Origin of the sequence: Microcoleus sp. AT9b-C3, from assembly GCF_036705485.1 — a bacterium.
Taxonomy (GTDB): Bacteria; Cyanobacteriota; Cyanobacteriia; order Cyanobacteriales; family Microcoleaceae; genus Microcoleus.
On sequence record NZ_JAUBUR010000048.1, the window covers coordinates 1 to 17,828 of the forward strand.

Genomic DNA, 17,828 nt, shown 5'->3' on the forward strand with positions numbered 1-17,828 from the left:
AGCTCCGAGTTAACCATTTTTCTTCATTTTACATCATCTTGCATTTGTCTCACATTTATTTGAAATGACTATAGTACCTCACCAAACAGAATGTGATAAGTCAGAATTTTCTTGAGCTTGGGTATGTCCTCCAACCAAGACGTAATAGTGTTCGTAGGAATTTTGGCAAATGCCTCGTCAGTTGGTGCTAAGACCGTGTAGGGGCCCGGACTTTGCAATAAATCTAACAAACCAGCCGCTTCAATAACAGTCACGAGGGTTCTGAAAGAACCGGCATTGGTGGCAGTCTCGACAATATCAGCCATGATGTTTTTCAGGAGTGCAAATAGCAGAAAATAAATCTGGGGCGACGATCATTTTAGCAATTTACAAATAGCAGAAAATGAATCGAAGGGATGATGATTATTTTACTTATGGTAAGTTAGTTGGGTCGCCGGTCTTGATGGCTCGGCGCGATCGACCTTTTTGGCTTATACTTGGGTCGCCTCCTCCCCCTTGCGGAAAAACTGCTTTAAAATCTCCCCGGGCTCTCTGTCCCAGGTGTCGATATGTTCGTAAATTAAGCCGTCTTTATCCAGTTTATAAGTAGAGTAGCCATTAAAAAAAATCCGAGCTTTCCAGGGAACCCGCAGTGTCCCGCGAACAGTCCAATTTGCCACAATAGTATCATGTGCTGTCTGACCTACGTCGTGCAGGTCGAAGTAAATCTCGTTAAAGAATAGCTGCCCGTGAAATCGCAGAGTCCAAAAGATAATGCGATAGTTGATTTTTCCTTTAAATTTGTTAACAGGGTCTTGAAAATAAACATCTTTTGTGTAGATGTCGTAGGAGATGTCTTTCTCAAAAAGCGTCGGGAGATCCGCTTTCAGGGTGTCTACTGCTTGTTCTACCTGCATTTGATATTCGATCGCGCTCAAACTACCACCTTGTGACAGTATTAATTTATAACTTTAAATGAATAATCTCGATCGGCAGCGGGAGGAGCAAAAAATTGATACTTCATCCAGCTCTAATATTACCTCTAATTATATTGTCCGCCTCGGCCTTTCTGCTGACCCGGACTTGCGACATCGAAACCTTGGCACAGATTTGACAGAACACCCCCACTCCTCTGACATTCTCGCAGAAATCAACAGCGGCAAGCTGTTGATGGTAGATAGCCGTCGCCGGAACGGTCTAATTTTGATTAAACGCTTCCACGCGGAGTTTGCCGGGCCTGGGGCTGCCGTTGGCGGCGCTTTTGAGGTTGACTCTCAGCAGGTAATTCCCGTGGGCGATTTTTGTTTGGTTTGCCCTCAATCTCCCGAAGAAATACAGAAAGCTTTGGGAATTCGGCGGCAGTGGGTGCGGTTAATGGAACAGTTAACGGCAAAGCCGGCAGCTTTGGAACGCGCACAAATGGTTTTAACTCAGTTTGAACAATATTTGGATTCGGAAACAGTTGCACAAATTCCCGATGAAGCTTTGGCACTTTTAGTAGGCGTATTTCCCCAAACCATTCGCACAGCACGGCAAGGAAATGATCAGTTATAAATTGGTGTAGATACCTTATGCTGCGATCGTGCTGCTACAAGTTCCACTCGGCATTCTGCAAAACGACTCGATAGCCATCTGGGTCTTCAAAGGTCACTCCATCTCTGTCCCAGTAGGGATTGTAGGAGTTGACAGGCTCAAATCCCTTTGCTTTCATTCGCTCAACAGCCTGCTGCCATTCTTGTTGGTTAGGAAGGTAAAAGACGATAAGATTGTCTTGAGTTGGAGCGCCACCTACAATATGTCCCCGTTGATGGATGAATTCAAAGTGGTGGCTTTCTCCTGGCATTCCAACCATTACTCCGTCAAAACCTTCATGGTTTTCAAAACTATCGATGATTTGCAGCCCTAAACCCTCTGTGTAAAAATGAACAACTCGATCGAGGCAATCCGTTGGACGAGCAACTCGTACAACCTTTCCTTGAAGCATATATATCTTCTCCAAAGTTATTTTTGTGTCAAGCAGAAATTGGATACCGAATATTATGAGTTGTCAAAAATTTCTCCAATTCGATCGACTGTTCGCTGATTTTCCTCCGGGCTACCCACCGTAATTCGCAAACCTCCTCCAGTATGTCGAATTAAAGTACCTCGATCTTTTAGCTGCTGCATGATTTGTTTGTGTTCCTGTTCGGCAGATTCGCCATCGCCGGCTTTCACCCGCAGGTAGACGAAGTTAGCCGCACTCTGCCAAACTTGCAGTTTTTGATGCTGAGTTAGCGCTGCAATTAATTTGGCTCTTTCTGATAGAGTTTCGGGAATGGTTGCTAGCAATAACTGCCGCTGCGCTAAGGCTAACTCGGCTGCAGTTTGCGAGAAACTGGGAAGGTTATAGGGGAGGCGGATTTTTTCTAAGGCGGCTGCGAGTTCGGGATGGGCGATCGCATATCCGACTCTCATTGAGGCTAGTCGAAATGCTTTAGAAAATGTGCGTAAAATTATCCAATTCGGGTGGTTGTGCAATTGGTCTGCTAAAGTATGTTGGCTGAATTCAAAATAAGCTTCGTCAATTACTACTAATATCTCTTCGGGTAAAGTTGACAACCATTCTATTTCATCTGCTGTCAAAGCATTGGCTGTGGGAGAATTGGGATGAACGACAAAGACGACGCGCACCGGGGGATTTTGATTTTGCCCGTTAGCGCAGCCCTCGGAGAGGATCGCCTTTTTAGCCGCCTCGATATCGATTTCAAAATTCTCCTCTTTCCGCTGAACACTTACAACTGGAATGCCGAGGGTTTGGGCTATTATTCCATACATCGAAAAGGTGGGATTCGCTACCAAAATAGAGCCTTGCCCACCTAAACAAGTAGCTATTAAGAGCGATCTAATTAGTTCGTCGGAACCGTTACCAACAGAAATATTGTCTGCTGTAATGGCGGTTTTTGGCAGTGTAACCCCCCCTAGCGGGGGGATTGTGATTGATTCATTGACGTATTGGGCGAGATCCTCTTTGAGGGCTGCGTGGCCTCCGTCGGGATAGCGATTTGTCTCAATTAACTGCTGGTAAGTCCAAGCTAGCTTTTTTTTTAATTCCTCTGGCAAGTCGTAGGGGCATTCATTGGTATCGAGGCGATCGATCGCACTTTCCGAGGGCGCTGGTTCTCCTGACGCGCCGCCCGGATGGGGAGTGTATGCGGTAAGTTCGGCTAAATCTTTTCGGATAAAGGGAAGCATGGTATAGTTTACGACTTTTTATTTTAGATAATCTGCTTAGAAGCATCTGAACTTAGCATAGAGCTTGTTCTATCTCGAAAGCAAGAGGAGAGGGGGGATTTAGTTTCTGTCGATCGATTGATGCGTCGGCTGTGGCAAATTGATACTTTTGATAAAGTAACTGCTGATATTTGGAGACCCACTATGAAAGTCAAGCCTTCCGATCTATCTAAAAATACCGCTGCTACGCTAATAGCTTTGAGTTTGGCTGTTCTCCCTTCAGCTATGCCTGCCTCAGCTCAAACGCAGTCAGCTCCGGCACAGAATAATACTGATTCTAATGGAGTTGTTTTAGACACAACTCCCCTTCAAGAAAGCAAGGAAGACAACAATCATTGGGGTGCTTTGGGTTTGTTGGGCATCCTCGGTTTGGCTAATCTGTTTCGCAAGGACGAACCCAAACGCTACCGCGATCCAATGGGCGAATAATTGTTTAAACGGCGATCCTCTTCGAGGGCTCCGCTACCCCCCAAGCCAAAAACCAAATCAACATTGGTGGGTTCAGAAACCGGGTTTTTTACTGAAAGACTGGATTATTACCTTTAATCCGAGCCAAAAATCCGGTCTCTTTGATATTGATGGGCATTTTTCCACCAAGTTTACTCAATCACGCCACAAAGCAATCCCGCCCAATAAACCGCTCACATTTGGTACTATTTTAACCTGTGGCGGTAACTCAAAAGCAATCTTTTTAGTATTGCCGCCGCCGATGTAAATGCGATCGCAGTTAAAGAGATTTTGCAGATAGGCGAGTGCTTTTTCCAGACGGCGATTCCATCTTTTGGAACCGACGGTATCTAATGCCGATCGCCCTAATTGCTGTTCGTAAGTTTCCCCTTTGCGAAACGGGTGATGTCCTAACTCTAGATTTGGCACCAAGATACCATCGACAAATAAGGCAGAACCAAAACCGGTGCCAAGAGTAATTACTACTTCTACCCCCATCCCAGCAATTGCTCCCAATCCTTGAATATCGGCATCGTTAGCCACTCGCACAGGTTTTCCCAAGCGATCTTTGAGAGTAGTTTCTAGGTCAAAATCTATCCAAGACGGATCTAAATTCACTGCTGTTTTGATGACGCCTAGACGCACGACGCCTGGGAAACCGACGGATACTCGGTCAAATTCCCCTTGTCCGCTGGCTAAAGAGGCGATCGCCTCTAGTACGGGTTCAGGTTTCGGTGGTTGAGGCGTTTCTAAACGGCTGCGTTCCGTTTGGGGTTGGCCTTCATGATCAAAAACCATAACTTTGATGCCACTTCCGCCAATGTCAACGGCTAAGGTGCGAGTCGATCGATCTTGTTCAGTCATTTGATTTTTGAGACTTGCAAGTTGGTCAAATTTTAATGTTTGAATTGGCAAAACTTTTGAATCGCTTCCCAAATTTCCGCTAGGACATTTCCCAAAGAATGATCGTCTTCTAATTCGATTAATTGCACCCAGGGACGGTTAGCGGCAAAATTTCTGCTAGCTTGAATCGGTATTATTGTATCATGCTGACCGTGAAGGATTAACGTAGGGACTGACCGCATTAATTTTTCTTCAGGGTATTGACCCATATCTGCCAAAAACTGATAATTCAGTGGCAGATAACGCTGTTGGCCGTAGTGGTAAACGGGCAAATATTTCTCAGACTGCCACTTTTCTAACTGTTGCTGTCCCAACAGTGGCAGCCAGTGGCAGATAAAGTCAAAAGCCGGTGCTAACAAAACTATTTGCTTTACTGACAATTGTCGCTGGGCCAACCAAGCTGCTGTCAGTCCCCCAAAACTAGACCCAATTATGGTAATTCCCCCTATATTTTTTACATTTCCTGTGGGAGATTGAGAGGATTCGGTTGACAAAAAGTCTGTTTCTATTTGATTTAATTGACGAGTGAGAGTGAGCCCCGAAAAGTCGTTTTGATTGAGATCGGGAGTTTTTAGGTCAATTCCTAGGTAAGAAAAGCGATCTCGGAAATATTTAGCCTTCGCTGAATCGGGACTTGAAGCAAATCCGTGTAAATAAATGTAACTCGAATTGTTCGGTAGATTCATCCAGAAAATTTTATTAGAGTTCACAACTAATTATTTTAATTTAATATGAGTTATTAATTAAAAAGCTTAAGACATTAACTCAAAGAAAATATATACTGATATTCGGAAGAGATTCAGGAGTTGCAGGGATTTAAATTATATGCTTTTAGACTATACTCCGAACCGTTTTTAAGCAGCCCGACTACCCTAAGACAAGACTGAAGGAAGGTTAGGGTGATTTAAAATCTAATCCGGGTCTAACTCTAATTTATCAATAAAGGTACAAAGTAGGTGTTTATTGAATTCCATACCTTTATAAGAAACCATTGAAAATACAAATGACTTGGCAGATGAATGACAACTAGAGAGTTAATTTTTGGCGAATGTTAAAGCAACAAGACTGGCATTAAAATGAAAATCAAGCCGTGTAAATGACGAGCTTTAAAATCCGAAAATCCCGTAAATTGCTAGGGATCACGAAAAATAAATTCCATCTGGAAACGAGCCTGATAATATTCAACAATTTGCTCAGGCAGTAAATCAATATCACTGCTAAATAATAAAGCATTTTTGATTTGACCATTGGCTTGAGCCTCAGAGATACAAGCCAAACTAATTTGGCAATTCAAACAACCACTCCAGACTACTAATGTATATAATGAAACTCCCGGTTTTATGTATTTAAAAATATTTAGACGACTCATATCTTGGCACTCAACCTTACCATCATATTTTCGAGGAACACCCAGTTTCTTTTGTTCACCTGTATAGAGATAGCGTAAGTTAACATCAACTCGCTCGCTTGCCAATAAAGTCTAAATTTAACTCCCGCACCGCCTCCCAGAATTTAAAGCGATAATAATAGCCATCAGCCACCAAATAACGTACAGAAGTTGGTCAGAAACAACGAGAATTATTCAAATGTTGTGCCTAGTCATCAAGTGTTGTAATATCAGGCTTTGAGCTTTGAGAGTCCGGTTGTTTGCGAGATTTTTTTGACCAGCTCTTATGCGGCTTTTGGGGCAGTTTTTTCACCGGCTTTATGGGAGGGCGTGAGGTAGTTTGTTGTACGCTTAAGCTATAAGATAAACGACTCTCAATCTCGACAATATAAATTACATAAATTTCCAACCCCTGTTCCGATTTACCCGCTCCACCATTATAAAAGTAAGCCTTACCGTCAGCTTTTTTGCCACTTTTTCTTAAAAAATAACAATCAATAACCATTGGTGACAAGTTAAGACTTCATTGCATTTGTCAATCAGTAATATTACTCAAAAAAACTGCTTTTTTAGGAGTGGAAAATTTACGATTTGAGAGGGAGTAGGTATAAATATCACCCTCGGCACGATCGCACGCTCGCCCAAATCTCAGTTTTATGCCCAAAATCCGAGTAAATGTTGAGCATAATTGCTGATTGACAAATGCTTTCTTAGCTTAACTTGTTACCCATGATCAATAACAGTAATGACTGTGTGTTCAGGATTTAAGGCTTTTTCGAGAAAATATAGATTAAATTGTGGAAAGTTAAAGCTTTTGAGAAAGTGACGACGGTAGTTTTTTTCGCTTAAATAACTATAACGACTGAGATTCGTGAAGTTTATCTGGCCTTCTTACTAGCAAAATAGTTGAGAATAAAGTGATTAAAAACTTCTTTTGGGGTTGACCAATCCCTGGCATTTGTTGTAAAATGGATTGCATAATATTCATAAGACAATCTGTTGAGCTTGTGTGTTTTTATAGCTTAACCGAAAACAGGGCATTTTTTTCTGTTTATTTTGGGTTCAGATTGCACTCACTTTTTTAACTTCTCTGGTGTATTGCGTAAGCGTTGCTTGCCGAAGGCATCGCATCTTTATTTAAAAATAGTCCGAATTATTGTCAACACTTGATGTCAGTGTTTTATATAATATTTTTTATTGAAATTCTGTTTTTAATTGTATTTTTAGCATACTAGGTGATGAAAAAAAAATCTACTTTATTTCAAGCAATAGGATGGCTATGTGCGATCGCACCACCCTAAAAATCAACACTCTCTTCACCAATACTTCCGAGTTCCCCGCTACCCAGAAACTCTTCCTCCTCTACTTCCTCACTGCCAGACTCGAAAGTTTCCACCACAAACGGCAAACCAGCCGCCATCAACCCCCGTTGAATCAATTCCGACGTTTCGTCAAACAAAACAAATAGCGGATGAACAGCCTCAGCTTCATCGCTGTAAATATGTCTGTAGCGGTGTGGCATCACCCATTCGTAACCTTTATCCAGCCAAACCTGAGACTGCCGCCAGCGGCCGAGCAACTCAGAAAACTCTTCGCCCGGACGATGAATGAAAATCAAAATTTCCACTCCAATTTTAACTTTCCATTCAGGATCGCACATCAAAATAGCCAAATCGCAGGGCAAACCAACTGCCTGTCCGGGCGATATGCTAGTGCCGCTGCTTCCGGCATAAGAAACCCCGTCTCGCAAGCGCGCAATGGGCAAAGGAATGGTGATTAAACTCTCATGGGCGCGGCGGATACTCGGAATCATTTCCATGTAAACCCGATATTTTTTCAGCAGAGCGATCGCGGCCGAAGATTCGGTGTACTCTGCTAGTAAAGTCTCGTAATGTGATTGTTTAACAGACATTTTCAAACCAAAGAATAAGTAATTATTAATTGCTGCTAATTGCTAATCGATCGCTTCTCGTTACCAAGAAGACCCCATGTGTGACAACTTAAGCTCAAGTTCCCCTCTTCGGAGAACTTGAGCTTGCCTCCTGGCCTTGGTGTGTAACGCCAACAGCGATTGAAGCATCGAGGGCTATCGGCTACAAATGTTTGGAGAATGCTTACAACCTTTTTATTTACAAGGTTTGAGCCATTTGCCGTCTCAAGATTAACCCCGAGACGATGCCTCTTTTTGACAACTCCCCTGCCTAAAGGCGAGGGGATTCTTGGTTCATGGGGACTACTAATGTAGCTTGCCCTCCCCAAAATTCACTGCGATGTGCCCCACCGCTGTATATCCACGCTGCAAAACCACTTGGGCGGCTGCAACATCTCGATTCGTTTCATAGCCACACGTTTGACATTTATGCACCCTTTGAGACAGTTCCTTTTTACCTGTATGGGTTTGGCACTTTGGGCAGGTCTGGCTATTACCATGAGCATCTACCTTGGCGAAGTACACACCTCGCTTAAAGCAGATATGACTCAAAATGTTGAGAAACTGCCCAAACCCCGCATCTAGGGTGTGCTTACACAGCATCTCGGCTGACATGGCTTTGAGATTCAAGTCCTCGGCAAAGACGGTCTCGGCTCCATCGCACAAATGATGAGCGGTCTTAAAGTGAAAGTCTTTCCGAGAATTCGAGATGTACTCGTGGTGTTTGGCAATTTGATGGTGAAGCTGACGAAATTTCCTAGAGCCTTTCTTCTTCCGTTTCAGTTGACGTTGCAGCGATTTAAGCTTGCGTTGTCCACCCACAAAGAATCGAGGTCTATCAATCAATTCACCATCAGACGTTGCCAAAAAATGTTCTAGCCCTAAATCAATCCCCAATCCATGCCCTGATGCCGAGACTTGAGGCACTTCCACATCACATTGTAAAGTGAGCATGGCCCAGTAGCCAGATGCCCGTTTCACAACGCGAATTTGCTTGACCTCAAAGCCTTCAGGGATTGGCCGCGATAGGTGCATTTTGACGCTTCCAATCTTGGGCAAGTTGACCCAATGGATGCCATTAAAGCGCTTAACAGATTCTAGATTCAATTGAGGAAACACAAATGAGCGCATCCGCTTTTTGAATCTAGGAAAGCCGTGCCCGCGATCCCACCTTGCCACAAACGCCACCTCTAACTGGCGCAACACTTGCTGCAAGACATGGGTGTGAGGGAGCTTCAATTCGGGGATTGACTTCTTTGCTTGGGCCAGTGTTTTGCACGCTAAGGGCAAAGGTTGGACGCGGTGCATCGGCAGGGATGATGTATTCCTGTTTGATGCTGCACGAGTTGATATCACACTTGCGAGAATTGATCCAATCCTTCCGTTCCCGCAGCCCAAAGTTATAGACCTTGCGACAGATGTTCAGCCACTGGTCGAATGTTTCGCGTTGCGCGTTGGTGGGAATGAGCTTGTACTCGTAGGTTAGATTCAACATACAACCATTATACAGCGACTCTGAATAAATAGGAGCTTGTTTATTCAGACTCCTCACTTAAGACATCTTCATTGAAAGTCCCCCTAGAAGGGGGAGGCTTGTACCCATTTCTCTGGTCATTTTATGCCGCTCGCCTCAACTTCATCTGAGCCAAAAAGGTAATCTGCTCTCTAAGGTGTGACTCTGGAAGCAACAGGGAAAACGACGTACTATAAATCCAGATCATATTCGCCATCGGAATGTACCAGGTCGCCTCAAATGAAGTGATCGCAGGCAGATTGCAAGAATTTCTCTCTCCCCTAGTCTATAACCAACTAGGCTATGACCAGTTGGGATTAAGGTCGCCGATACTCGGTTTACCTTTGATGATGGCCGCAGTGTTAACCTTGCATAACTTAGCGGTGGAACTTTTCTTGCAATCCTTGATGGACTACGCGGCCAAGCCAGAAGCTTACCAAAGCAGCTTAGGTGAAGTATTGCCCACCTACCCAGAATTCACCGGGTGTGTGTTCAAGCTTCAGGCAAACATGGACCCGAAACGCCGCCGCATCGCCTTTGTGCGGGTGTGTTCTGGTAAGTTTGAAAAAGAGATGCTGGTGAAACACGCTCGCACGGGTAAAAGCATCCGCGACAATGCCTTTGAAGGTCAGATTCTGGTCTATTTAAGAATCGAGTGTGTCTTCATACCGGAGCCTCTCAATTTCCCAAGCTCAAGATCGCGATGCGGCAATTTTATAAATCATAAAATTGATCGTAAGTCAAGATTAAACCTAAATCTTTACAAAAAGTGGCTAATTTTAAAGACTTGCTAAAACAATGAGGGGTTGTACCCCCCATAAGTTAGAGTCAGATAAAATTATAGATGCACCCTGATGGCTTTCCCGTTCCACAAGAGCGGGATTTTTATTGTTGGAAAGCCGGAGCGTTAAGTTTCATAATACCTACTACAAATAAAATGACGTGGGGATGCCAAGATAAAAGATATAGCAGAGCTAAAGCTCAAACTAGGGCGCCGATCGATCGAACCTCACCCCTAACTCTGCGAAATAACCCAAAGGCGGTAGCATAGTTTGGGAAACGGCATCAACTAAAGATGAACTTAGCGCCAGCAACAGTCCTGCAACAGGGCAAATACAAAATTAACGCGACTTTAGGCATAGGAGGGTTCGGCATCACTTACCGAGCTATCCACACCCATTTAAACCAAACCGTCGTACTCAAAACCCTCAACGAAAGTCTGCGCCAACACCCAGACTCTGCCAAATTTCAGCAGCAGTTTATTGCCGAAGCCCAACGCCTGTCGCGGTGTCAGCATTCCAACATAGTCAGGGTAATCGACTTTTTTGAAGAAGCCGGACAGTCTTTTATTGCAATGGACTACATTCCGGGCCAAACTCTCGCCCAAATAGTCGAAACCGATCAGCCGCTGCCAGAAGCCCAGGCCCTGCACTATATTCGGCAAATAGCCTCAGCCGTAAGTACAGTGCACCACAGCGGATTGCTGCACGGAGATATCAATCCAGAAAATATTATCCGGCGAGCCGATTCTCACGTAGTAATGTTAATAGATTTCGGAATTGCCCGCGACTTTACCGTCGGCACCAAAAAAACCCACACTAACTTGCTCTCCCCAGGGTACGCGCCGATCGAACAATACCTCTATGACGGTAAATGTACACCGGCCACTGACATCTACGCGCTCTCCGCCACCCTATACTACTTACTCTCCGGCGTGGCGCCCGTAGCAGCACCCCTGCGCGATCGTATTCCCTTGACTGAGTTACGGCAATTTCAGCCCAACCTCAGCCCAGGAATCGAGCGAGCCATCTTTCAGGGACTCGAAATCGACCCCCACAACCGCCCTCAGACAGTCGAAAATTGGCTCACCATGCTGCAAGAAACAGAGCGAGTATCAGTAAAAAGAAAAGGCAAGCAAAGTCTAAGATTGCCCGCACCTCCCCCGCCACAGTTGACTTTTGTGGCGTTTGTGGTCACGGCTGCAATTGCAGGCTGGATGGGTTTTGACCTAGCATCTCACTACAACACCACCAGTCTCAGCAATCGTCCCAAAATTGAATCCTTCCCATCTCTCGAAGATTTGCTCAAATCCCGCGATTTGTCAGGGCCGATGTTCGGGCAGCCATCTGTCGAAAGCAGCCCTCTCTACCCGATCGAACTCAACAAGCGTCCCAAACCCCCCTTAGAAAGCAGCAACATTCCCGAACAGATAGATCCCTCAGAAACTAGCGCAGAACCTTCTGAGTCTCTAAGCCAGGAAACTCCCGCCCCAGAACCAGAAGCGGAACCTGAGCCATCGCCGACGCCCGAACCCGCAGAGGAGCCTTCTGAGTCCCCCATTCCAGAGCCTCAAACCGAAATCGAGCCAGAGCCTCAACCAGAAGCCGCACCAGTACCGGAAGTTGCGCCCCTGCCTGCAGAACCGCCCGCCGCACCCGCTTCGCCTGCCCCTGGGAGTGCTAGCGCTGAAACCTGGCCGTCGTCGGAATCCGCGCCGTCAGTAATAGCCTCGCCGATCGAGCGATCGCCTGAGCCTGCGATACCGAGCAGCAGTGCCAACAATTCAGATAGTTCGATCGCACCTGATTCACCACCCCCTGTGGCAGATCCCACGATACCTTTTCCCGAACCTGCGACAAATTAGTAGGGTTTTTGTTGGTTCAAAGTGCGGACAAATACTTGGTTTTATGAGTCAGCAAATATCCGCTCAGTAGTGGAGATAATAAGGCCCTACCTAGCCAACGACTATCTTCCAAAAACTTCGGTATAATCGGAAAATCCCAACAGTAGCTGTTTGAGTTTATCGAATATTTCCTATTCCCTCGGCAATCTAAATGCCCGCAAAAAAATGCAGGACTGTTTTCTATTTGGATTTAAATTATGTTAGAATATGTGCGCGGCGCTGAGGTGGTGTGATGTCGCGTATTAATACTGCCAAGCTGCAAACATTGTGGTACAAAGCAACCCCAACCTCGAATTTGAGCCAGTGTAAGCGAGGCTTTTGTGCTAAGCCGTGGCGCGTTAGACTCTTCTAACTCTCAACAATCCCATCCCCGACACTCGGGCTGCGAGTGTCAATTCCCCCAAACTTCCTTCCTTTGGGAGCAAGCATCATTGGGGACAAGCAAGTTATAATTTGTTGCGGAAGCGCACAGAGATTTTTTATGAGTAAACCCCCAGTTCATGCTTTTTTTGTAGGCAGAGCACTTGCCGAAGCACTGTACGAGCAATTAGAAAGCGCAGCAACCAACGCTTTCTCTGAACTCGGCAAATTTGACGCAGAACAAAGACAACGCCTGCGGCAGTTCACAGATCGAGTTGTGGAACGGGCAAATCGAGCTTCGGATGAGGCGATGCAGACCAGAACTGGCACTGCAAGCACCACCACCATTCAAGACATCCATCCTGCCGAGTTGCAAGCGACTATTGACGAGCTGCGCGCCGAAGTGGCTCTGGTGCGATCGGAATTGCAGCGCTACCGCAGCAGTTTGCCCTAGCGATCGATTCGACCACAACTATTATTTACTACGTGAGCGCATTGCTTTGCGCTCCTGCGCTCCTACTTTCAATCAAAGCAACAACATAAAATAAGCAATTTGGGAACCCAAGTGTCTGCTCTCCTTGATGACTCTGTTAATCGCCAGCGCTCCCCCAAGCACACTGGCGAAGCCGATGAGCCAAAAACTGCTAGTAAATCCTACAAAAGTAAAGCTTATCGCTGGAATCGCGAAAAATACTCCCGGAAGCGGCGCTTCTTCGACATTTGGGCCTTTGTCTTGCTCTGGCTGGCTTCCCTCTGGCTCGACAGCAAAAATTGGAGCTACTGGGGAGGCGTGACTGAAGAAAAGAAAGTTGCCAGACGCCACTTTCAAGCTATCTGGGTTCGAGAAACACTCTTGGATTTGGGGCCAACTTTCATTAAAGTTGGGCAGTTATTTTCCACCCGCGCCGACTTGTTCCCCGCAGAGTTTGTGGAGGAACTTTCTAAGCTGCAAGATAAAGTCCCTGCTTTCAGCTACGAGCAGTTAGAGGTAATTGTTGAGCAAGATTTGGGCAAGACAGTTCAAGAACTCTATCGCAGCTTTGACCCAGTGCCCCTGGCTGCTGCCAGTCTGGGTCAAGTACACAAAGCTCAACTGCATTCGGGCCCGGAAGTGGTGGTCAAGGTACAGCGACCGGGACTGCGGAAACTGTTCGAGATCGATTTGCAAATTCTTAAGGGAATTGCCCGCTACTTTCAAAACCATCCTAAGTGGGGCCGCGGCCGAGATTGGATGGGGATTTATGAGGAATGCTGTCGCATTCTGTGGCTGGAAATTGACTATCTCCATGAAGGCCGCAATGCTGATACTTTTCGCCGGAATTTTAGCAACTGTGACTGGGTGCGGGTGCCAAGGGTTTATTGGCGGTACGCGGCTCCGCGAGTGCTGACTTTGGAATACCTGCCAGGGATTAAAATCAGCCACTACGAAGCTTTGGAAGCTGCCGGTATCGATCGTAAATTAATCGCTCAGTTGGGGGCAAAAGCTTATTTGCGCCAGTTGCTCAACGACGGCTTTTTCCACGCTGACCCACACCCCGGCAACATCGCTGTTAGTGCTGACGGTTGTCTGATTTTCTACGATTTTGGCATGATGGGGCAAATCCAGTCGAACGTCCGCGAAGGACTGATGGAGACGCTTTACGGCATTGCTTCCAAGGATGGACAGCGGATTATGGATTCTCTGATCAATTTGGGAGCTTTGGTGCCTACGGGTGATATGAGTCCGGTGCGCCGCAGCATCCAGTATATGCTGGACAATTTCATGGACAAGCCTTTTGAAAATCAGTCTGTGAGCGCGATTACCGACGACCTTTACGATATTGCCTACAACCAACCTTTCCGATTCCCAGCTACTTTTACTTTTGTAATGCGAGCTTTTTCCACCATCGAAGGGGTGGGCCGCGGTTTAGATCCCGAGTTCAACTTTATGGAGGTGGCACAACCTTTTGCCATGCAGCTTATGACTAATGGAAATGGCCATGATACCAGTAGCAGCATTTTTAACGAAATCGGCCGTCAGGCGGCTCAGGTGAGTTCGAGTGCTTTGGGTTTGCCCCGCCGGATTGAGGAGACTATTGATAAACTCGAACAGGGAGATTTGCGGATTCGCGTCCGTTCTGCCGAAACAGAGCGCTTGCTCCGTCGCATGAGTAGCGCTCAAATGGGCACGAATTATGCTTTGCTGATGAGTGCTTTTACTTTGTCGGCGACAATTTTGTTTGTCAGCAATCAAGTCTGGCCGGCTGTCGCTGTGGCTGTGCTGGCGGCGGGTGCAGGGTTTGCTCTTATGCGTTTGTTCAAGCGGATCGATCGTTTAGACAGGATGTCATAATTGTGCAATTTGGGATTGGAAATTTCAGGTTTGAGATTTCTCGCCAGCCCAAATTTGACATCGAATGTTAAGTTTTGGCTGGCTGACCACAGATTGCTGAAATTTACAACATTTACGCCCTTTGAGGCTAAAAACCCAGTTGCTGCCTAGAGTTGCGGCCAGCGAAACCTCTAATTTTGGGTAGAAATCCAGTTTTTTTTGCAGGTGCTGCTTAATTTACTGGATTTACCGAAATTTTAAGATGGGATTACCATCAAACGATCTACAATATGAGGTCAAGGAAGTGCAATTTTTCCAAAACTCGCGATCGCGGGCAGCAGAATTTCAAGTTTGTTCGGGATTTAAGTTTTGGAATAAAAAATCGCACCTCCATTAAATCAAGCTTTCAAGTTCGATGAGTCCAATCACCCAATCTATGAAACGCTCTTTCGCAGGTAAGACAGACACAGGGCTAGTTCGTTCCGTAAATCAGGATTCGTACTACATAGACTCTGATGGGCGATTTTTCATAGTGGCCGATGGAATGGGAGGACACGCCGGAGGTCAAGAAGCCAGCCGGATTGCGACTCAGGCGATTCAATCTTATTTGCTCGAACATTGGGAAGGGCCAGAGGATTCTCCGCTGTTGTTGGAAAAGGCTTTTTTAATTGCCAATCAAGCAATTTTGACGGATCAGCTCGACCACCCGGAGCGTGCTGATATGGGAACTACGGCTGTGGTTCTAATGTTTAGGGATGAGGGCCGACCCTGGTGCGCTAATATCGGGGACTCTCGCTTGTACCGACTGCACGGATCTCGCTTGGAACAGATTACTGAAGACCAGACTTGGGTGGCTCAGGCTGTCAAAAGAAAGGCTCTAACTCCGGATCAGGCTCGCACTCATCCTTGGCGTCACGTTTTGTCCCAGTGTTTGGGCCGCGATGATTTGCGGGAGATAGATATTTTGCCGGTGGACGTGCAGCCTGGGGATCGCTTGCTGCTCTGCAGCGATGGCTTGACTGAAGAACTTTCCGATCCTTTGATTGCTTCGCCTCTGAAGTCGATTCGCGCCTGCGAGGGCGCTGCAAATGCTTTGATTCAAGCAGCTAAGGAGAAAGGGGGACGCGATAATATTACTGTGGTGATTGTGACGATCGACCTCAAATAATATTCGATCGCCCGATCGCAGCCTACCCTCTAAAATCGAAAAATTGAACAATCTAAAATCTAAAATCTAAAATCTAAAATTGAATGACCCGTGTTATTGGTTTGATCAGCGGCACGTCGGTGGATGGCATTGATGCTGCTTTGGTGGATGTGGTCGGTTCCCAAACAGACTTGAAAGTGCAATTGGTGGCAGGCAAGACTTTCCCTTATCCTGCTAATTTGCGATCGCAAATTCTCTCGGTTTGCAGTGGTTCAGCTTTGTCAATGGCTGAACTAGCCCAATTAGATGATGCCATCGCCCAAGAATTTGCCACAGCGGCATTGACAATTCAAGCAGAATATGATAATGCGGAATTAATCGGCTCTCACGGTCAAACCGTCTACCACCGACCTGCTGGCAAAGCGCCCAAAGACAGCGCCGGTGCGTTAATGGGCTACAGCTTGCAACTCGGGCGGGGCGCGCTAATTGCGGAATTGACAGGAATTACTACTGTCAGTAACTTTCGCTCTGCAGACATTGCTGCAGGGGGTCAAGGAGCACCCTTAGTGTCCATAGTTGATGCCTGCCTGCTGGCGGAACCCAACATCAGCCTCTGCATCCAAAATCTGGGGGGAATTGGCAATGTTACCTATCTTCCGGCAAGAGGAAAAGGGGGAAGCAATGACAAATCTGAGATTTTCAGTCTTGGGGATGGCATATCGGGCTGGGATACAGGGCCGGCGAATTCCCTGTTAGATTTGGCAGTGCAGCACTTCTCAGGCGGCACTAAGACGATCGACGAAGGTGGAGCGTGGGCGGCATCGGGAACTCCCTGTCAAGCTTTAGTCGAGGATTGGCTCGGATCAGAGTTCTTCCGCCAAGCACCGCCGAAATCAACGGGGCGAGAGCTATTTGGTGTAGACTATTTTGACAGGTGTTTGGTCGAGGCCCAAGGTTACAACCTCAGTCCTGCTGACGTGCTGGCTACTCTGACAGAACTGACTGTTGCCTCGATCATTCACAGTTACCAAACTTTTTTACCGGCTATGCCCGATCGAGTTTTACTATGCGGGGGCGGCAGCCACAATCTCTACTTAAAACGCCGATTGCAATCTCAATTGCATCCAGTGCAAGTGGTGACTACTTCTGAGGCAGGCTTGAATGTAGATTTTAAAGAGGCGATCGCATTCGCGGTTTTAGCCGCATGGCGGGTTCGGGGCATTCCCGGCAATCTGCCTCAAGTTACTGGTGCCCGGACATCGGTACTTTTAGGAGAAATTAACTCTTGTTGGCACAGTTGGGCGTGATAGCATAGAGTCTGAGGGACAACGGCTGTGCGTTGTTGCACCAGCATTGTAGCCAGCAGGAAAAGCATAGGAACAGCACTGTGGCTCACACGTTTTTAATGGAATCTGGCCAATGGACGCTCGAAGGAAGCTGGATTGAGCGCAATGGCGTGCCAATTACGGTTAAAGGCAAAACTTTAGTGAGCTGGAACCGAACAGATTGGTTCAGTATGGTGACAAAGCTCGTATTTCCTGGAGGCGATCGCGAAGAGATTATTTTGCAGTATCGAGGACACCTCAACAGCGATGAACGGCAGTATACTTTTGTACTCCAACACAGCGAACTCGCCCGCGTCGAGGGCGAAGGTTGGATTGCTCCCCAGTCGATCGTCCAGCGTTATTGGGTATTGGGAGACGAACGCCAGCGGCGGACGGGTTTTGATACCCTTCACCGGGTTGATGACAACCGCTACTACCAATCTAGCGGTATCATGTCTGGTCATTACCTGACGAGTACAATGGAAGCAACTCTCGAACGTCAGGGGGAATAACTCTTTCTAGAGTCCAGATTTGCGAGTTCTAGGGTTTGATGTGAAAATTGAAGGTTTTGCT

Annotated in this window: 18 protein-coding genes and 1 pseudogene; 9 read left to right on the top strand and 10 right to left on the bottom strand. The window is 46.4% G+C overall.

Annotated elements, in window-relative coordinates; genetic code table 11:
- Positions 1 to 68: 68 nt before the first annotated feature.
- Both QUB77_RS27930 and QUB77_RS27935 read right to left on the bottom strand, forming a co-directional pair.
- A complete protein-coding gene (locus QUB77_RS27930; RefSeq protein WP_333180029.1) occupies positions 69 to 305 on the bottom strand; it encodes a fasciclin domain-containing protein in 237 nt (78 codons plus the stop codon).
- A 165-nt stretch (positions 306 to 470) separates the two neighbouring features.
- On the bottom strand, positions 471 to 896 hold the full coding sequence (locus tag QUB77_RS27935) for a DUF2358 domain-containing protein (RefSeq protein ID WP_333180032.1): 426 nt from the start codon (positions 894 to 896) through the stop codon (positions 471 to 473).
- A gap of 58 nt (positions 897 to 954) precedes the next feature.
- Between QUB77_RS27935 and QUB77_RS27940 the strand changes: the two genes are divergently transcribed.
- Entirely contained in the window at positions 955 to 1,533 is a 579-nt protein-coding gene (locus tag QUB77_RS27940) for a hypothetical protein (RefSeq protein WP_333180026.1), read from the top strand.
- 34 nt (positions 1,534 to 1,567) lie between these two features.
- Here QUB77_RS27940 and QUB77_RS27945 read toward each other — a convergent pair whose 3' ends face one another.
- Both QUB77_RS27945 and QUB77_RS27950 read right to left on the bottom strand, forming a co-directional pair.
- A complete protein-coding gene (locus QUB77_RS27945; protein ID WP_333180024.1) occupies positions 1,568 to 1,963 on the bottom strand; it encodes a VOC family protein in 396 nt (131 codons plus the stop codon).
- A gap of 53 nt (positions 1,964 to 2,016) precedes the next feature.
- On the bottom strand, positions 2,017 to 3,210 hold the full coding sequence (locus QUB77_RS27950) for a histidinol-phosphate transaminase (RefSeq protein WP_333180021.1): 1,194 nt from the start codon (positions 3,208 to 3,210) through the stop codon (positions 2,017 to 2,019).
- A gap of 183 nt (positions 3,211 to 3,393) precedes the next feature.
- Between QUB77_RS27950 and QUB77_RS27955 the strand changes: the two genes are divergently transcribed.
- On the top strand, positions 3,394 to 3,678 hold the full coding sequence (locus QUB77_RS27955) for a WGxxGxxG family protein (protein ID WP_333180018.1): 285 nt from the start codon (positions 3,394 to 3,396) through the stop codon (positions 3,676 to 3,678).
- Positions 3,679 to 3,852: 174 nt separating this feature from the next.
- On the opposite strand, the gene QUB77_RS27960 is transcribed toward QUB77_RS27955, so the two are convergent.
- From QUB77_RS27960 to QUB77_RS27985, 6 genes and pseudogenes are all read right to left on the bottom strand, one after another.
- The gene (locus tag QUB77_RS27960) at positions 3,853 to 4,560 is read right to left on the bottom strand and encodes an ROK family protein (RefSeq protein ID WP_333180016.1); all 708 of its coding nucleotides are present in this window, start codon (positions 4,558 to 4,560) and stop codon (positions 3,853 to 3,855) included.
- Positions 4,561 to 4,592: 32 nt separating this feature from the next.
- Positions 4,593 to 5,285 carry a YqiA/YcfP family alpha/beta fold hydrolase gene (locus QUB77_RS27965; protein ID WP_333180013.1) on the bottom strand — a complete coding sequence of 231 codons (693 nt, stop codon included), beginning with the start codon at positions 5,283 to 5,285 and terminating at the stop codon, positions 4,593 to 4,595.
- Between the two features lie 446 nt (positions 5,286 to 5,731).
- Positions 5,732 to 6,073 (bottom strand): hypothetical protein, encoded by a 342-nt coding sequence (locus QUB77_RS27970; protein WP_333180010.1) that lies wholly within the window; start codon positions 6,071 to 6,073, stop codon positions 5,732 to 5,734.
- 121 nt (positions 6,074 to 6,194) lie between these two features.
- The gene (locus QUB77_RS27975; protein WP_333180007.1) at positions 6,195 to 6,500 is read right to left on the bottom strand and encodes a hypothetical protein; all 306 of its coding nucleotides are present in this window, start codon (positions 6,498 to 6,500) and stop codon (positions 6,195 to 6,197) included.
- A 783-nt stretch (positions 6,501 to 7,283) separates the two neighbouring features.
- Entirely contained in the window at positions 7,284 to 7,898 is a 615-nt protein-coding gene (locus QUB77_RS27980) for a hypothetical protein (RefSeq protein ID WP_333180006.1), read from the bottom strand.
- A 324-nt stretch (positions 7,899 to 8,222) separates the two neighbouring features.
- Positions 8,223 to 9,411 (bottom strand): annotated as a pseudogene (locus QUB77_RS27985) (RNA-guided endonuclease InsQ/TnpB family protein).
- A 239-nt stretch (positions 9,412 to 9,650) separates the two neighbouring features.
- Between QUB77_RS27985 and QUB77_RS27995 the strand changes: the two are divergent.
- From QUB77_RS27995 to QUB77_RS28025, 7 genes are all read left to right on the top strand, one after another.
- Positions 9,651 to 10,223 (top strand): hypothetical protein, encoded by a 573-nt coding sequence (locus tag QUB77_RS27995; protein WP_333180000.1) that lies wholly within the window; start codon positions 9,651 to 9,653, stop codon positions 10,221 to 10,223.
- A gap of 281 nt (positions 10,224 to 10,504) precedes the next feature.
- Positions 10,505 to 12,073, top strand: a complete 1,569-nt coding sequence (locus QUB77_RS28000) for a serine/threonine-protein kinase (RefSeq protein WP_333179997.1) — start codon at positions 10,505 to 10,507, stop codon at positions 12,071 to 12,073.
- A gap of 520 nt (positions 12,074 to 12,593) precedes the next feature.
- The gene (locus tag QUB77_RS28005) at positions 12,594 to 12,926 is read left to right on the top strand and encodes a DUF6825 family protein (RefSeq protein ID WP_333179994.1); all 333 of its coding nucleotides are present in this window, start codon (positions 12,594 to 12,596) and stop codon (positions 12,924 to 12,926) included.
- A gap of 111 nt (positions 12,927 to 13,037) precedes the next feature.
- Positions 13,038 to 14,804, top strand: coding sequence for an AarF/ABC1/UbiB kinase family protein (locus QUB77_RS28010; protein WP_333323600.1), 1,767 nt, complete (start codon positions 13,038 to 13,040; stop codon positions 14,802 to 14,804).
- Between the two features lie 415 nt (positions 14,805 to 15,219).
- Complete coding sequence (locus QUB77_RS28015) at positions 15,220 to 15,951, top strand: PP2C family serine/threonine-protein phosphatase (RefSeq protein WP_333085120.1); 732 nt, start codon at positions 15,220 to 15,222, stop codon at positions 15,949 to 15,951.
- 83 nt (positions 15,952 to 16,034) lie between these two features.
- Positions 16,035 to 17,237 carry an anhydro-N-acetylmuramic acid kinase gene (locus QUB77_RS28020; protein ID WP_333179990.1) on the top strand — a complete coding sequence of 401 codons (1,203 nt, stop codon included), beginning with the start codon at positions 16,035 to 16,037 and terminating at the stop codon, positions 17,235 to 17,237.
- A gap of 98 nt (positions 17,238 to 17,335) precedes the next feature.
- Positions 17,336 to 17,767 carry a hypothetical protein gene (locus tag QUB77_RS28025; protein ID WP_445251382.1) on the top strand — a complete coding sequence of 144 codons (432 nt, stop codon included), beginning with the start codon at positions 17,336 to 17,338 and terminating at the stop codon, positions 17,765 to 17,767.
- Positions 17,768 to 17,828: the final 61 nt, after the last annotated feature.

What these genes read in the sequence shown, in the direction of transcription:
- QUB77_RS27930 (WP_333180029.1), bottom strand. Translation starts at nt 305, where the DNA reads ATGGCTGATATTGTCGAGACTGCCACCAATGCCGGTTCTTTCAGAACC.
- QUB77_RS27935 (WP_333180032.1), bottom strand. Translation starts at nt 896, where the DNA reads ATGCAGGTAGAACAAGCAGTAGACACCCTGAAAGCGGATCTCCCGACG.
- QUB77_RS27940 (WP_333180026.1), top strand. Translation starts at nt 955, where the DNA reads ATGAATAATCTCGATCGGCAGCGGGAGGAGCAAAAAATTGATACTTCA.
- QUB77_RS27945 (WP_333180024.1), bottom strand. Translation starts at nt 1,963, where the DNA reads ATGCTTCAAGGAAAGGTTGTACGAGTTGCTCGTCCAACGGATTGCCTC.
- QUB77_RS27950 (WP_333180021.1), bottom strand. Translation starts at nt 3,210, where the DNA reads ATGCTTCCCTTTATCCGAAAAGATTTAGCCGAACTTACCGCATACACT.
- QUB77_RS27955 (WP_333180018.1), top strand. Translation starts at nt 3,394, where the DNA reads ATGAAAGTCAAGCCTTCCGATCTATCTAAAAATACCGCTGCTACGCTA.
- QUB77_RS27960 (WP_333180016.1), bottom strand. Translation starts at nt 4,560, where the DNA reads ATGACTGAACAAGATCGATCGACTCGCACCTTAGCCGTTGACATTGGC.
- QUB77_RS27965 (WP_333180013.1), bottom strand. Translation starts at nt 5,285, where the DNA reads ATGAATCTACCGAACAATTCGAGTTACATTTATTTACACGGATTTGCT.
- QUB77_RS27980 (WP_333180006.1), bottom strand. Translation starts at nt 7,898, where the DNA reads ATGTCTGTTAAACAATCACATTACGAGACTTTACTAGCAGAGTACACC.
- QUB77_RS27995 (WP_333180000.1), top strand. Translation starts at nt 9,651, where the DNA reads ATGTACCAGGTCGCCTCAAATGAAGTGATCGCAGGCAGATTGCAAGAA.
- QUB77_RS28000 (WP_333179997.1), top strand. Translation starts at nt 10,505, where the DNA reads ATGAACTTAGCGCCAGCAACAGTCCTGCAACAGGGCAAATACAAAATT.
- QUB77_RS28005 (WP_333179994.1), top strand. Translation starts at nt 12,594, where the DNA reads ATGAGTAAACCCCCAGTTCATGCTTTTTTTGTAGGCAGAGCACTTGCC.
- QUB77_RS28015 (WP_333085120.1), top strand. Translation starts at nt 15,220, where the DNA reads ATGAAACGCTCTTTCGCAGGTAAGACAGACACAGGGCTAGTTCGTTCC.
- QUB77_RS28020 (WP_333179990.1), top strand. Translation starts at nt 16,035, where the DNA reads ATGACCCGTGTTATTGGTTTGATCAGCGGCACGTCGGTGGATGGCATT.
- QUB77_RS28025 (WP_445251382.1), top strand. Translation starts at nt 17,336, where the DNA reads ATGGAATCTGGCCAATGGACGCTCGAAGGAAGCTGGATTGAGCGCAAT.